Annotated in this window: 15 protein-coding genes; 3 read left to right on the plus strand and 12 right to left on the minus strand. The window is 59.8% G+C overall.

All coding sequences use genetic code 11. The annotated features are described in order from the left end of the window. Positions 1-2: 2 nt before the first annotated feature. From hisI to ubiE, 4 genes are read right to left on the minus strand one after another with little or no spacing between them, the layout of a single operon-like run. Positions 3-395 (minus strand): phosphoribosyl-AMP cyclohydrolase, encoded by a 393-nt coding sequence (gene hisI / locus HU722_RS02845; protein WP_032893977.1) that lies wholly within the window; start codon positions 393-395, stop codon positions 3-5. 41 nt (positions 396-436) lie between these two features. Further along, positions 437-2,041 carry a ubiquinone biosynthesis regulatory protein kinase UbiB gene (gene ubiB, locus HU722_RS02850; RefSeq protein ID WP_049710424.1) on the minus strand — a complete coding sequence of 535 codons (1,605 nt, stop codon included), beginning with the start codon at positions 2,039-2,041 and terminating at the stop codon, positions 437-439. Next, positions 2,038-2,661 (minus strand): ubiquinone biosynthesis accessory factor UbiJ, encoded by a 624-nt coding sequence (locus HU722_RS02855; RefSeq protein ID WP_065875742.1) that lies wholly within the window; start codon positions 2,659-2,661, stop codon positions 2,038-2,040. Before HU722_RS02855 ends, ubiB begins: the two co-directional genes overlap by 4 nt. Next, positions 2,661-3,431, minus strand: coding sequence for a bifunctional demethylmenaquinone methyltransferase/2-methoxy-6-polyprenyl-1,4-benzoquinol methylase UbiE (gene ubiE / locus HU722_RS02860; RefSeq protein ID WP_003171186.1), 771 nt, complete (start codon positions 3,429-3,431; stop codon positions 2,661-2,663). The genes HU722_RS02855 and ubiE overlap by 1 nt, the downstream gene beginning before the upstream one ends. Before the next feature lie 145 nt (positions 3,432-3,576). Here ubiE and HU722_RS02865 point away from each other — a divergent pair, with 145 nt between their 5' ends. From HU722_RS02865 to HU722_RS02875, 3 genes are all read left to right on the plus strand, one after another. Continuing rightward, positions 3,577-3,852 carry a polyhydroxyalkanoic acid system family protein gene (locus tag HU722_RS02865; protein WP_049710422.1) on the plus strand — a complete coding sequence of 92 codons (276 nt, stop codon included), beginning with the start codon at positions 3,577-3,579 and terminating at the stop codon, positions 3,850-3,852. Between the two features lie 105 nt (positions 3,853-3,957). Further along, the gene (locus HU722_RS02870; RefSeq protein WP_065875741.1) at positions 3,958-4,380 is read left to right on the plus strand and encodes a phasin family protein; all 423 of its coding nucleotides are present in this window, start codon (positions 3,958-3,960) and stop codon (positions 4,378-4,380) included. Between the two features lie 12 nt (positions 4,381-4,392). Continuing rightward, the gene (locus HU722_RS02875; RefSeq protein ID WP_065875740.1) at positions 4,393-5,367 is read left to right on the plus strand and encodes a phasin family protein; all 975 of its coding nucleotides are present in this window, start codon (positions 4,393-4,395) and stop codon (positions 5,365-5,367) included. Between the two features lie 146 nt (positions 5,368-5,513). On the opposite strand, the gene HU722_RS02880 is transcribed toward HU722_RS02875, so the two are convergent. From HU722_RS02880 to HU722_RS02915, 8 genes are all read right to left on the minus strand, one after another. After that, the gene (locus HU722_RS02880) at positions 5,514-6,134 is read right to left on the minus strand and encodes a TetR/AcrR family transcriptional regulator (protein WP_065875739.1); all 621 of its coding nucleotides are present in this window, start codon (positions 6,132-6,134) and stop codon (positions 5,514-5,516) included. A 27-nt stretch (positions 6,135-6,161) separates the two neighbouring features. Further along, positions 6,162-7,844 (minus strand): class II poly(R)-hydroxyalkanoic acid synthase, encoded by a 1,683-nt coding sequence (phaC, locus tag HU722_RS02885; protein WP_186753335.1) that lies wholly within the window; start codon positions 7,842-7,844, stop codon positions 6,162-6,164. 88 nt (positions 7,845-7,932) lie between these two features. After that, a complete protein-coding gene (gene phaZ, locus HU722_RS02890) occupies positions 7,933-8,778 on the minus strand; it encodes a poly(3-hydroxyalkanoate) depolymerase (protein WP_065875737.1) in 846 nt (281 codons plus the stop codon). Positions 8,779-8,927: 149 nt separating this feature from the next. Next, complete coding sequence (phaC, locus tag HU722_RS02895) at positions 8,928-10,607, minus strand: class II poly(R)-hydroxyalkanoic acid synthase (RefSeq protein WP_065875736.1); 1,680 nt, start codon at positions 10,605-10,607, stop codon at positions 8,928-8,930. Between the two features lie 252 nt (positions 10,608-10,859). Continuing rightward, entirely contained in the window at positions 10,860-11,237 is a 378-nt protein-coding gene (locus tag HU722_RS02900; RefSeq protein ID WP_065875735.1) for a gamma-butyrobetaine hydroxylase family protein, read from the minus strand. A 148-nt stretch (positions 11,238-11,385) separates the two neighbouring features. Beyond that, positions 11,386-12,723 carry an ATP-dependent protease ATPase subunit HslU gene (gene hslU / locus HU722_RS02905; RefSeq protein ID WP_065875734.1) on the minus strand — a complete coding sequence of 446 codons (1,338 nt, stop codon included), beginning with the start codon at positions 12,721-12,723 and terminating at the stop codon, positions 11,386-11,388. Between the two features lie 37 nt (positions 12,724-12,760). Then, entirely contained in the window at positions 12,761-13,291 is a 531-nt protein-coding gene (hslV, locus tag HU722_RS02910) for an ATP-dependent protease subunit HslV (protein ID WP_049710414.1), read from the minus strand. A 256-nt stretch (positions 13,292-13,547) separates the two neighbouring features. Beyond that, positions 13,548-14,249 (minus strand): SPOR domain-containing protein, encoded by a 702-nt coding sequence (locus tag HU722_RS02915; RefSeq protein ID WP_049710413.1) that lies wholly within the window; start codon positions 14,247-14,249, stop codon positions 13,548-13,550.

A 14,249-nucleotide genomic window follows, 5' to 3' on the forward strand; every position in this document is an offset into this window, starting at 1 on the left:
GTCTAGTGTCCTGCCGGGTAGATGGCGTGCGGGTCTTTGAGTACCGGCTCGACGATCTTCCATTCGCCATTCTCGAACACGCGATAGAAGCAGCTGTGACGGCCGGTATGGCAAGCGATGCCGCCGATCTGCTCGACCTTGAGGATCACCACGTCGGCGTCGCAGTCCAGGCGTAGCTCGTGCAAGGTTTGCACGTGCCCGGACTCTTCGCCCTTGCGCCACAGTTTGCCACGCGAGCGTGACCAGTAGATGGCGCGCTGCTCAGCGGCAGTGAGGCTCAGGGCCTCGCGGTTCATCCAGGCCATCATCAGCACGCGCCCGGTCTTGTAGTCCTGGGCAATGGCCGGCACCAGGCCGTCACTGTCCCACTTGATCTCGTCCAGCCAGTCTTTCATGTTCGGCTCCGGCAATTTGCGACAGTGTATAACCGGATTGGCTATCGACGCACGATCAGATAAACACCCACGGCGACCATGATGCCAGCCGGCCAGTGCCCCAGTTGGTTCAGTGGCCCCCCAATCGCCAGCATTACGCCGCCGACCAGATGGGCTGCACCCAGCAGGCGCAGGAACCAGTCGTCCTTGCGTTTCTGCCATGGCGGCGCCGGGTCCTTGGCGTGGGGCTGGGACATGCGCTCCAACAAGTCGCGGGTCATGTTGGCCAGGTGCGGCAGTTGTTCCATCTGGCTGTGCAGGTTGCCCAGCACGGTTTTCGGGCTCATCCGCTCGCGCATCCAGCGCTCCAGGAACGGTTGGGCGGTGTTCCATAGGTCGAGGTCCGGGTACAGCTGGCGGCCCAGGCCTTCGATGTTCAGCAGGGTTTTTTGCAACAGCACCAGCTGCGGCTGCACTTCCATATTGAAGCGCCGCGCGGTCTGGAACAGGCGCATCAGCACCTGGCCGAATGAAATATCTTTTAACGGTTTTTCAAAGATCGGCTCGCACACGGTGCGGATCGCCGCCTCGAATTCGTTGAGTTTGGTTTCTGCCGGTACCCAGCCTGAGTCGATGTGCAACTGCGCCACGCGGCGATAGTCACGCTTGAAGAAGGCAAACAGGTTACGCGCCAGGTAGTCCTGGTCCTCCGGGGTCAGGCTGCCGACGATACCGCAGTCGATCGCAATGTACTGCGGGCTCCACGGGTTGACGGTGCTGACGAAGATGTTGCCCGGGTGCATGTCGGCGTGGAAGAAACTGTCACGGAACACCTGGGTGAAGAAAATTTCCACGCCGCGCTCGGCGAGCATCTTCATATCGGTGCGCTGGTCGGCCAGGGTCGCAAGGTCGGTGACCTGTACGCCATAGATGCGCTCCATCACCAGGACTTTGGGCCGGCACCAGTCCCAATACACTTGCGGCACGTACAGCAACGGCGAGCCTTCGAAGTTGCGCTTGAGCTGGCTGGCGTTGGCCGCTTCGCGCAGCAGGTCGAGTTCGTCGTAGATGGTTTTTTCGTAGTCTGCGACCACGTCCACCGGGTGCAGCAGTCGCGCATCGGCGCTGAAACGCTCGGCGGCGCGGGCGAGGATGAACAACCACGCCAAGTCTTGCCCGATGATGGGCTTGAGGCCTGGGCGGATCACCTTCACCACCACTTCCTCGCCGGTCTTGAGCTGCGCTGCGTGCACTTGCGCGACCGAGGCCGAGGCCAGTGGCTCGACGTCGAAGCGGCTGAAGACTTCGCTGATCTTCTTGCCAAGCTGCTCTTCGATCAGCTTCATTGATTGCTGGGAGTCGAAGGGTGGCACGCGGTCCTGCAGCAGCATCAGCTCGTCGGCGATGTCTTCCGGCAACAAGTCGCGACGGGTCGAGAGGATCTGCCCGAACTTGATAAAGATCGGCCCCAGGTCCTGCAAGGCCAGGCGCAGGCGTGCGCCCCGGCTGAGCTCCAGCTGTTTACGCGGGAACCAACGCCATGGCAGCACATAGCGCACGGCAAGCAGGAACCAAGGCAGGGGCAGGGCGAACAGCAGGTCATCAAGGCGGTAGCGGATTACAACGCGCTGGATACGAAACAAACGGCGGACGGCAAGCAGCTTCATGCGTTATCGCTTGGATCAAGGGAACGGCTCAGGCGCTCGAAGCGTGCCTCAAGGCGTTCCAGGTCGATTTTGGCCTTGTCGAGTTCACGAAAGCGCGCTTGCGCTTCCCGTTCTCCGACCAGGGTGCGCGATTCTTCGCTCAGGTATTCGGCGAGGTTCTGGTTCAGGCTGGCGAACCCTTGCTGGTACCAACGCGACCTGCTGCGCAGGTGTCCGCTGATCAACTGGGTGGCCACGGGGCCGATCCAGCGGGAGAGCTCGTATTCCCAGTCCAGTTCCAGGTCTTGCAACACGGCGGCCAGGTCCATCAGCGCCGCGCTGTCGCCTTCCAGCTCCACTTCGGCACTGTGCAGGATGGCGGTCTTGTTGCGACTCAGGGCCAGGTGCAACAGGCTCGATGCCGGCGCACGCAAGGTGCAATCGGCCTCGGCGGCCCATTGGCTCGCAAGCATCAGGCCTTCATCGCTGGGCAGGATAAACAGCTGCAAGGCGGGGCTGCGGCAATCGACGGCAATGACTTTGCCGTTGAGGTGCGCAAGCCGCGCCAGCGCGGTGCTGTCCAGGCGCAGTACACGGTTGAGGCCGTGTTCGACGCTGGCGAGCAGACCGGCGAACAACATCAGGGCTTGATGCCGCGGTGCAGGGCGACGATGCCCGAGGTCATGTTGTGGTAGGTCACGCGGTCGAAACCGGCCTCTACCATCATCGACTTGAGGGTTTCCTGGTCGGGGTGCATGCGGATCGATTCAGCCAGGTAGCGGTAGCTCTCGGCGTCATTGGTGATCAGCTTGCCCATCAACGGCATGAAGGCGAACGAGTAGGTGTCGTAGACCTTGGACATCAGCGCGTTGGTCGGCTTGGAGAATTCCAGCACCAACAGGCGGCCGCCCGGCTTGAGCACGCGCAGCATCGAGCGGATCGCGTCTTCCTTGTGGGTCACGTTGCGCAGGCCGAACGCGATGGTCACGCAGTCGAAATGGTTGTCGGGGAACGGCAGCTTTTCAGCGTCGGCCTGGACGAACTCGATATTGCCGGCCACGCCTTTGTCGAGCAGGCGGTCGCGACCGACCTTGAGCATCGAACCGTTGATGTCCGCCAACACCACTTGGCCGGTCGGGCCAACGAGCTTGGAGAACTTCGCTGCCAGGTCGCCCGTGCCGCCGGCGATATCCAACACGCGATTGCCGGTGCGTACACCCGACAACTCGATGGTGAAGCGCTTCCACAGGCGGTGCATACCGCCCGACAGCACGTCGTTCATCAGGTCGTACTTGGCGGCTACAGAGTGGAACACCTCAGCGACTTTTTCCGCTTTTTGGCTTTCCGGGACGTTCTTGAAGCCGAAGTGAGTGGTGGGTTCGGCATCGCTGCCTTTGCGCTGATCAGTCATATCGCTGTCACCAAAAGAGAATGCGGGACATGATAATCCCCAAGGCCTGCTTTGTCTTGGCAAGGCTGCAGGTAAGATAGGTCATCACAGAGACCTTTTGCCGCATGGAAGGTTTACAACGTCGCTATAAAGAGGAGTCATTGCAATGGCCCGTATAACCGTTGAGCGTGCACATTCCCTGGGTAAAGAAGGCGCACGGGCAAAGGCCGACAAGTTGGCGCAAAAACTCAAGGAGCAATATGGCCTCGAGCCGTCATGGTCCGGGGACACCTTGAACCTCAAGCGTTCTGGGGTGAAAGGCACGGTAGTAGTGGCCGATGATTCTTTACGCATTGATGTGGAGCTGGGCCTGTTGATGTCGGCCATGAGCGGCACCATCAAGTCTGAAATTGAAAAGGCGCTGGATAAGGCGCTGGCGTGATCCGCTCGTTCTTAGGGTGCCGATTCTAATTTTTCACCCTACTTTGTGCCCAAGCCCTCAACTCCTGTGGGCCGTTCCTCCACCCTATTCTGCGTGAGGTGCACCATGGCCAAAGTTATCCTGAAGAAAAAAATCGACGTCGAGACCACTACGCTGAGCGACGTTAAATCCTACGCCCGCAAGATCTGGCTGGCAGGACTTGGTGCCTATGCCAAGGTTGGAAGTGAGGGCGGGGAGTATTTCAAAGAGCTGGTTAAAACTGGTCAACATGTTGAAAGTAAAGGCAAAAAAGTTGCAGTTGAACAACTTGAGGCCGCCAACAGTCAGATTGATCAAGTAAAGAGTAACGTCTCCTCCGTCAAAGGCCTGGTAGAAGTTCAGCTGGATAAAGTTGAAAAAGCTTTTGATACTCGTGTTGCAAGTGCCTTGAATCGAATCGGCATTGCGTCTAAACATGACGTTGAGACACTCTCTGCTAAGCTCGAAGAGCTGACGACATTGCTAGAACGTGTCGCGCGTAAACACTAAGGAGACATCGGGATGGCTGTTAAAAAGACTACTCAGAAAGAAGGCAGCTCGTGGGTCGGGGAAGTTGAAAAATATTCCCGTAAGATCTGGCTTGCTGGTTTAGGCGTGTACTCGAAGGTTAGCAGTGACGGTGGCAAGTACTTCGAGACTTTGGTCAAGGACGGCGAGAAGGCCGAGAAGTTGACCAAAACCACGGTTGGTAAAAAAGTTGAAGCGGCCAAGGCAACTGCCGGTTCCGCCAAGTCGAGCATTTCTGACACGTGGGGCAAGTTGGAAGAAACTTTCGACAAGCGCCTTAACAGTGCCATTTCGCGACTGGGCGTGCCTAGCAAAGCAGAACTGAAGACGCTGCACAGCAAGGTCGATACCCTGACCAAGCAAATTGAAAAGCTCACGGGTGCCAAAGTAGCTCCGGCGAAAACTGCCGCCGCTAAACCCGCTGCCAAGCCGGCTGCTAAAACTGCTGCGGCCAAACCTGCCGTGAAAGCGGCCGCCAAGCCCCTGGTAAAAGCTGCCGCCAAACCGGCTGCCAAAGCTGCGGCCAAGGCGCCAGCCAAAGCTGTTGCTAAACCAGCCGCCAAGCCTGCGGCAAAAACGGCAGCTGCCAAGCCTGCCGCCAAGCCTGCCGCTAAACCGGTAGCCGCTAAAGCTGCTGCTAAGCCCGCCGCCAAGGCAGCAGCAAAACCAGCCGCCAAACCTGCGGCTAAAACCGCGGCGGCAAAGCCTGCTGCCAAACCAGCCGCAGCGAAACCAGCAACCAAGTCCGCCGCCGCGAAACCTGCTGCAGCCAAGCCTGCGGCCAAACCAGCCGCCGCGAAGAAACCAGCAGTAGCGAAAAAACCAGCAGCATCCAAGCCTGCTGTTGCGGCCAAGCCTGCTGCTACGGCACCCACCGCTTCCACAGCCAACTCAGTGTCCGCACCGACCCCTGCTGCTGTGACCCCGACTGCAACGCCGGCAACCCCGACGCCATCCAGTCAGTCCTGATTTTCCCCAGGACACAAAAATGCCCGGCCTGCAAAGGTCGGGCATTTTTTATGGGTGGTAGCTGGCTTGCCTGCAATTGAGGGGTGTCAGGCCCCACATGAGCTGACTGATCCAGCGCTACCGCAGGCAAGCCAGCTCCTACATTTTCAGACGGGGTCATCCAGGTATTTCAGCGCGAATTTCTCGGTTGCCAGCCGCGCCGGCAACAACAGATGCGGCGCCACCAACATCATGATCTGGTACACCACCACCTGCACCTCGCCTTCACGGTCGAGAATCCGTTGGTAATCCAGGGAAAACAACAAGGTCATGGTGATCTGCTCCACCAGTTGCCCCAAGGCTTGAGTGCCACTCACCAACTGCCCCGCCGCCTTCAGCCGCGCCAGCAACGAAGCCAGGGTGCGCTTGAGCGCCGTGAGCAGGTTGCGAATACCTTTGGCCAGCTTCGGCAGGCGCCCGGCCAGGTTCGACAGGTCTTGGAACAGGAACCGGTAATGGGCCATGCGCTCGACGATCAGGTGCAGGAACAGCCAGTAATCCTCGGCTTCCAGCTGTGCGTCGGCGGGTGGGTCGAGCAGCGGCGCCAGCTCATTCTGAAAGCGCTCGAACAGCCCGAGGACCAGCGGCTCCTTGCCATGGAAGTGGTAGTAAAGGTTGCCGGGGCTGATCCCCATTTCATTGGCCACCTCCATGGTCGACACGTTCGGTTCGCCCTTCTGGTTGAACAACTGCAGGGCACATTCAAGGATACGGTCGCGCGTCTTCATCCAGTCTTCTTAATGTGATTGTTGAGCTCAACGCACCCGAACATAGGTGCCAGGCGCTGCTTCCATCGGTGGGTAATTCTGGTTGCCCAGGGCGGTGAGGGTTTCGCGTTGCACGCCTGAGCGTTGCTGGACCCACTCCAGCCATTGCGGCCACCAGCTACCCTCGACGTGGTTGGCGTCGTAGTACCAGGCGCGCGGGTCGCTGCTCATCTTAGGGTTTTCGACGTAATTGGCCTTTGGGTTGCCCGGCGGGTTGAGGATGCTCTGGATGTGCCCGCTGTTGGACAGCACGAAGCGCCGGTCGCCGCCCAGCAGTTGGGTCGAGCGGTACACCGCGTCCCACGGCGTGATGTGGTCGTTGATCCCGGCCACACTGAAACTGTCCACCGTGACCTTTTGCAGATCGATAGGCGTGCCGCATACCTCCAAGCCGCCGGGATGGCTGAGTGGGTTGTGCTTGAAGAAGTCCAGCAGGTCGCCGTGCAGCGCGGCGGGCAGGCGCGTGTTGTCGTTGTTCCAGTACAGGATGTCGAAGGCGGGCGGTTCCTTGCCCAGCAGGTAGTTATTGATCCAATAGTTCCAGATCAGATCATTGGGGCGCATCCAGGCAAAGACCTTGGCCATGTCGCGGCCATTCAGCACGCCTTGCTGGTAAGAGCGGCGCTTGGCGGCTTCCAGGGTTTGTTCGTCGGCGAACAGCGTGGCGGGGCTTTCGATCTGGCTGTCCAGCAGGCTGACCAGGTAGCTGGCGCTGGAGATGCGCCGCAGCTGGCGCTTGGCCTGCAGGTGGCCTTGCAGCGCGGCGATGGTCAGGCCGCCGGCGCAGGCGCCCATCAGGTTGACCTCGCGCGCGCCGGTGATCGCCCGGCACACGTTGAGCGCTTCTTCCGCAGCGGCGACGTAGGTCGAAAGGCCCCATTCGCGGTGCCGCACGTCGGGGTTTCGCCAACTGATCATGAAGGTCTGCAGGCCGTTTTTCAGGGCGTATTGCACAAAGCTGTTGGCCGGGCTCAGGTCGAAAATGTAGTACTTGTTGATTTGCGGCGGCACCACCAGCAGGGGCTTGGCATATTGTTTTTCGCTCATGGGCTTGTACTGGATCAGCTCCAGTAGCTCATTGCGAAACACCACTGAGCCGGGTGTGGTCGCCACTGTCTTGCCGACCTCGAACGCGTGCTTGCTCACCTGGCGTGGCAGGCCATTGTTGTGCAGCAGGTCCTCGAACAGGTTGCTCACGCCGCGCACCACACTGTTGCCACCGGAGTTGAGCAGCTCCTTGATGGCCAGCGGGTTGAGCAGGGTGTTGGAAGGCGAGACGGCATCGTTGAACAGGGCGAACGCAAAATGCGCCCGTGCCCGGTCATCGGCGCTCAGGGTGCTGTCGTCAATCCAATGGCGGGATTGCTTCTGCCAGCTCAAATAGGCTTGCAGGCTGCGCCGGTACAGGGGGTTGAGTTTCCAGGTGGGGTCGGTGAAGCGGCTGTCATTGGGATTGGGCGCATGCACGGTTTCGCCCAGCAATACACGGCCCAATTGCCCGCCCAGCGCCACGGCGTGGCGCGCGGTATGCACCGGGTTGCGCAAGCCATGGGCGGCGACGCTGCGCAGGGTTGACAGTAAATCCCGGCCACGCAGGCCGGTGATCGCAGTTTGCGCATTGATGAACGCGGCAGGGGTGGGCGCCGGGTTCGTCACGGGTCTTTCTCGCATGAGCCAACACTCCTTCGTCAAGCCATCAACAGGCACGCCAATTCAGAACCATAGTCGGTTCCTGGCAAGTTGCGCGGCGATGGGGTCCTTACACCGCCGGTCGCGGATGAATCACCGCGCGCATGCGCTCCTCTTCGAGAAACTTCATGATGATCGGTGCCACGGCTTCGGCCCGGGTGATCAGGAATAGGTGGCCATCATCAATGATGTGCAACTGCGCATTGGGAATGCGCCAGGCGAGCATGCGCATGTTGATCAGTGGGATCAGCGGGTCGTCGTCCCCGGCCAGCACCAGGGTGGGCTGGCGGATTTTGTGCAGCCAATGGATGCTGGTCCAACCCAGCCCGGCAAACAACTGCCAGTAGTAACCCAGCTTGCCGGCCGAGCGCACTTTGCTCGCGTGTTCGGCGGCCAGTTTCGAATCGCGGCGGAACGAGCCGCCGTAAATCATCGGCGCAATGCGCACCACGTGGGACGGTTGGATGTAACGGCGTGGGCTGGCCATCAGCCACAGCACTTTGGGCTTGCCCGGCACCATCACCGCACCCGCTGCCGTGGCCGCGAGGATCAGCTTTTTACAACGCTCCGGGTAGTCGTAGGCGAATTGCTGCGCTAGCGCGCCACCCCACGACACACCCACTGCGCTGACCTGGCCGTAGTCCAGGTAATCGAGCATGCGCGCGGTAAGTTTGGCCAGGCCGGGAAAACGGTAGGGCCGGTTGGGCGTCGACGAGCCGCCCACGCCGGGCACATCGAAGGCGATCACTTCCAGGTCCGGGTCCAGCGCCTGGACGAACGGAAACACCAGCTCGAGGTTGGCGCCGATGCCATTGAAGATCAGCAAAGGCGTCAAGTGAGGCTTGCCCGGACGCACCGCCGTGCGGATGGCCTGGCCATCCAAGTCGATGGTACGGAAGATGAACGGTTGCGGCATGCTCAAGCCCTGTGAGGTGGTGCATAGTTCTAATGGGTGATGCGGACCTTGTGGGAGCTGGCTTGCCTGCGATGGCGGTGGTGAATCCCATACCGCTTTCGCAGGCAAGCCAGCTCCCACATCGATCTCATTTCAACCACAAGGTTGGGTTAGCGTTCATGCACGTATGTTCCGGGCGCCGCTTCGGCTGCGGCGTACGTTTTATTACCTAATGCCGTCGGTGCTTTCTTCAACTTCCCCGCCCGCTCCGCCTGCCATACCTGCCAATGCAGCCACCAGGAATCGGTGTGCTTGGTTGCATTCTCCTGCCATTCCAGCGGTTTCGCCGTGAGGCTGTCACTGGTCTGGTAACGCGCCTTGGGATTGCCCGGTGGATTAAGAATGCTCTGGATGTGACCGCTGCTGGACAACACGAATTCAACCTTTCCACCAAACAGCTGCGCCGACTTGTAGCAAGACTGCCACGGCGTGATGTGGTCGTTGGTGCCGGCCAGTGAATAGATATCGGCGGTGACCTGCTTGAGGTCAATCGGCGTACCGCACACTTCCAGGGCGTTGGCGCGGACCAGTGGATTATTTTTGAACAGTTCGATCAGGTCGCCGTGGAAGGCGGCAGGCAAGCGCGTGGTGTCGTTGTTCCAGAACAGGATGTCGAACACCGGCGGCTCGTTGCCGAGCAGGTAATTGTTGACCCAGTAGTTCCAGATCAGGTCGTTGGGGCGCATCCAGGCGAACACCTTGGCCATGTCGCGACCTTCCAGCACGCCGGCCTGATAGGAATGGCGCTTGGCCGCTTCCAGGGTCTGTTCGTCGACAAACAGCGCCACCTGGGTGTCCAGCGTGGTGTCCAGCACGCTCACCAGCAGGGTCAGGGCGTTGACCTTCTTCTCGCCCAGCGCCGCGTAGTGGCCCAGCAGCGCGGTGCAGGTAATGCCACCGGAGCAGGCGCCGAGCATGTTGATGTCTTTGCTGCCGGTGATCGCGGTGACCACATCGACCGCTTCCTTGAGCGCTTCGATATAGGTCGACAGGCCCCATTCACGCTGGGCCTTGGTCGGGTTGCGCCAGCTGACGATAAACGTCTGCTGGCCATTGCGCAGGCAAAAGCGCGCCAGGCTCTTATCCGGGCTCAAGTCGAACACATAGAATTTGTTGATCTGCGGCGGCACCACCAACAGCGGGCGCTCGTGCACCTGTTCGGTGATCGGCTTGTACTGGATCAACTCCAGCACGTCGTTGCGAAACACTACGGCACCTTCGGTGGTGCCCAGGCTCTTGCCCACTTCAAAGGCGCCCATGTTGACCTGGCTCGGCATGCCGCCGTTGTGCACCATGTCCTTGGCCAAGTGTGACAGGCCGTCGAGCAGGCTTTTGCCGCCGGTTTCAAAAAAGCGTTTGACCGCCGCCGGGTTGGCCGCGCTGTTAGTCGGGGCCATGGCTTCGGTCATCAGGTTGATCACGAAGTGGCCGCGACTGATGTCCTGTTCCGACAGGTTGCTGTCGCCGATCCAGTCGTGCAGCTCCTTGCGCCACGCCAGGTAGGTCTGCAAATAACGTTTGTAGAGCGGGTTCTGGCTCCAGGCAGGGTCATGGAAACGACGGTCGTCGCTTTCGGGTACCAGCTGCGATTTGCCGAACATCACATTCTTCAATTCCACGCCAAAATGCGCGACGTGTTTGACGCTGTGCAACGGTTGCTTGATGGCTTGGGTCAGCACCATCTTCGCCGAGGCGAGTAAATCCTTTTTACGTAACGCGATGATCGGGTTCAGCCCCAGGGTGTTTTCCGAGGCCTGGCGTTTCAAGTCATCGTTATTCTTGTTACTCATCTACGACGCTCCATTGTCCGAAAGACGAGTACCCGTTACTGCCGCTGTGCACCCAGTTTCGATACACAACACAAGCCAGGTACTGCGACTCGGGTGACCGTTGATACCGCATCGTCAAATGCAGGGAACTTGCCAGCTCCATTGGTTACCCGAGTTTAATTTTTTTCGCAAGCGGACCAATCGTTGGTCACGCGACAGGGCATTCAAGCAGATGAAATTAGAAAATGCCCTCTAAAGAGCAAGACGCCTGGGCTAGAGCATCAGCCGCACGACCGACTGATTCGGATCGCGGGTTTTGCCGGCCGCTTTAAGTTCGGCAAGGTAGTCGGCCCACAGCGCATCCTGACGCACGGCCAGCTGGTAGAGGTAGTCCCAGGTGAACAGTCCGCTGTCATGCCCGTCGTCAAAGGTCAATTTCAGTGCGTACTGACCGGCGGGTTCTATTTTGACTAACCGAACGTTGAGCTTGCCGAATTGCAGGATGGGTTTGCCGTGGCCCTGGACCTCGGCGGAAGGCGAGTGGGTGCGCAGCAGTTCGGCGGGGAGTTGGTAAACCTCGTCGGGGCCGTAGGTGAGGCCGAGGGTATTGGAGGTTTTGTGCAGGTTTACAGCTGTAGGAAATTTGGACATGGAAGATGATCCTGAAGGAACCGGCTCAAAAATGTGGGAGCGGGCTTGCTCGCGAATGCGCAGTGTCAGTCAGTACATATGTGACTGATTCACCGCATTCGCGAGCAAGCCCGCTCCCACATTAAAGCAAAGCGGTTCTGCGTGAGGCTTACAGGATATAACGAGACAGATCTTCGTTCTGCGCCAATTCGCCCAGATGGCTGTTGACGTAATCCGCATCAATCTTGATCACTTCGCCATTTTGCGCACCGGCCAAGTCGCCTGCGCTGAAGGACACTTCCTCCAGCAAACGCTCAAGCAGGGTATGCAGGCGACGCGCACCGATGTTCTCGGTCTTCTCGTTGACCTGCCAGGCGATCTCCGCCAGGCGCTTGATGCCATCGGTTTGGAACTCGATGCCCAAGCCTTCGGTTTTCAGCAGCTCACGGTATTGCTCGGTGAGAGAGGCATGCGGTTCGCTGAGGATGCGCTCGAAGTCGCCCGGGGTCAGCGCCTTGAGCTCGACGCGAATCGGCAGGCGGCCTTGCAGCTCCGGCACCAGATCGCTTGGTTTGCTCAGGTGGAAGGCGCCGGAGGCGATAAACAGGATATGGTCGGTCTTGACCATGCCCAGCTTGGTGTTCACGGTGCAGCCTTCGATCAGCGGCAACAGGTCGCGCTGCACGCCTTCACGGGACACATCCACGCCGCCCGAGTTACCGCGCTTGGCGACCTTGTCGATCTCGTCGATAAACACGATGCCGTGCTGCTCGACTGCCTCCAGGGCCTTGGCCTTGAGTTCTTCCTCATTCACCAGGCGCCCGGCTTCTTCGTCGCGCACCAGTTTCAGCGCTTCCTTCACCTTGAGCTTGCGGCTTTTCTTCTTGCCCTTGCCCATGTTGGCGAACAGGTTCTGCAACTGGCTGGTCATTTCTTCCATGCCAGGCGGGGCGGAGATGTCGACACCGGAGACTTCGGCGACTTCGATCTCGATTTCCTTGTCGTCCAACTGGCCTTCACGCAGGCGCTTGCGGAACAGCTGGCGGGTGTTGGAATCCGAGGCCGGTGCGGCGTCTTCGTTGAAACCCATGCGTGCCGGTGGCAGCAGGGCATCAAGGATGCGTTCTTCTGCGGCGTCTTCGGCGCGGTGGCTGACCTTGGTCATTTCCTGTTCGCGCAGCAGCTTCAGCGCGGCATCGGCCAAGTCACGAATGATCGACTCGACGTCGCGGCCCACGTAGCCCACTTCGGTGAACTTGGTGGCTTCGACCTTGATGAACGGTGCATTGGCCAGTTTGGCCAAGCGACGGGCGATTTCGGTTTTACCGACGCCGGTAGGGCCGATCATCAGGATGTTTTTCGGCGTTACTTCAACACGCAGCTCTTCGGGCAGTTGCATACGGCGCCAGCGGTTACGCAGCGCGATGGCAACGGCGCGCTTGGCATCGTCCTGGCCGATGATATGGCGGTTGAGTTCATGGACGATTTCGCGGGGAGTCATGGACATAGTGTTTGGCGGCCTCAAGCGAGAATAAGCCTAAGGCTTATTCGGCGAGGTCCTGCTCCTCAATGGTCTGATTGTGGTTGGTGAACACGCAGATATCGCCGGCAATGCCCAAGGCCGTCTCGACGATTTCGCGGGCCGACAGGTCGGTTTTCTTCAACAGTGCGCTGGCTGCCGCTTGGGCGTAGCCACCGCCGGAACCCATGGCGATCAGGCCATGTTCAGGCTCAACCACATCGCCGTTACCGGTGATGATCAGGGAGGCATCTTTGTTGGCGACGGCCAACATGGCTTCCAGGCGGCTGAGCGTGCGGTCGGTGCGCCATTCTTTGGCGAGCTCGACGGCGGCGCGTACGAGGTGGCCCTGGTGTTTTTCCAGCTGGCCTTCGAAGCGCTCGAAGAGGGTGAAGGCGTCGGCGGTAGCGCCGGCAAAGCCCGCGAGAACCTGGCCGTGGTACAGGCGACGCACTTTCTTGGCGTTGCCTTTCATCACGGTATTGCCAAGGGAAACCTGGCCGTCGCCGCCCATGACGACTTTGCCGTGGCGACGTACTGAAACGATGGTGGTCAAGGGGAGAGTCTCCACGCAGCGGGGCGAAAATGCCCTGATGGAAACTGATATGGGGGTGGCGAGGGGGATTTCAACTGTAGGACGGGAGGGCGGACGAGTGGTGTTTATGTGTCGGACTCGGTCCTGCGACCGCTGAAAATCAAATGTGGGAGCTGGCTTGCCTGCGATGGCGGTGTGTCAGTCACTGAAAATATTGACTGTTACACCGCCATCGCAGGCAAGCCAGCTCCCACATTTTTACTGTGTTGGCTGCGAGCTAGCGGCTTTGGCGTTGTTGTAACAACAGGTTGCTAAAGCCCGCGCCGGCCAATTGTTTCTGCGCGACGGTCAGCTGTTCACGGTTGCTGAATGGCCCCACCAGCACGCGGTACCAGGTCGCATCCTTCACCGTACCCGACTCTACCGTCACCGCCTGGCCCAGCAGAATGATCTGCGCACGCACGCGATCCGCATCCGCCTGTTTCGGGAACGAGCCCGCTTGCAGGAAGAACTTGGTCACCGGCGCTGCCTTGGTCTCGGCGACCGGTGGTGCTGGCGGCGGGGTGATCCCGGCCAATGCGGCCTGGGCGCGCGCGGTGTCGATTTTCGCCGCTTCTGCCGGGGTGACCGGCGTGGTCGGCACTTGCGGCGTCGGCAGGGTTTTCTCCGGTACGGCGTCAGGCGGCACGATCACTTCCGATTCCGGCAGCAGTGTGTAGAAGTCGTACTTTGGCTTCACCGGTGCTGTCGGGCTTGGTGCGGTCTTATTGGCTTCGGCCATTTTGGTGGCTTTCTGCTGCTCCTGTTTGACCCGTTTGACGTCGTCGCCCTGGCCTGGGTCCAGTTTCATCAGGAACACGATAAACGCGCCAACGGTGAGGCCGATGGCCATCCACAGCCAGCCTGGAATAGGCTTCTTTGCCGGGGCCTGGTAACGGCTGGCGCCGCGCTTGGGTGCAGGTTTTTTCTTGGCAGCCAA

Source organism: Pseudomonas tritici, assembly GCF_014268275.3.
In the GTDB taxonomy this organism is placed as follows: domain Bacteria; phylum Pseudomonadota; class Gammaproteobacteria; order Pseudomonadales; family Pseudomonadaceae; genus Aquipseudomonas; species Aquipseudomonas tritici.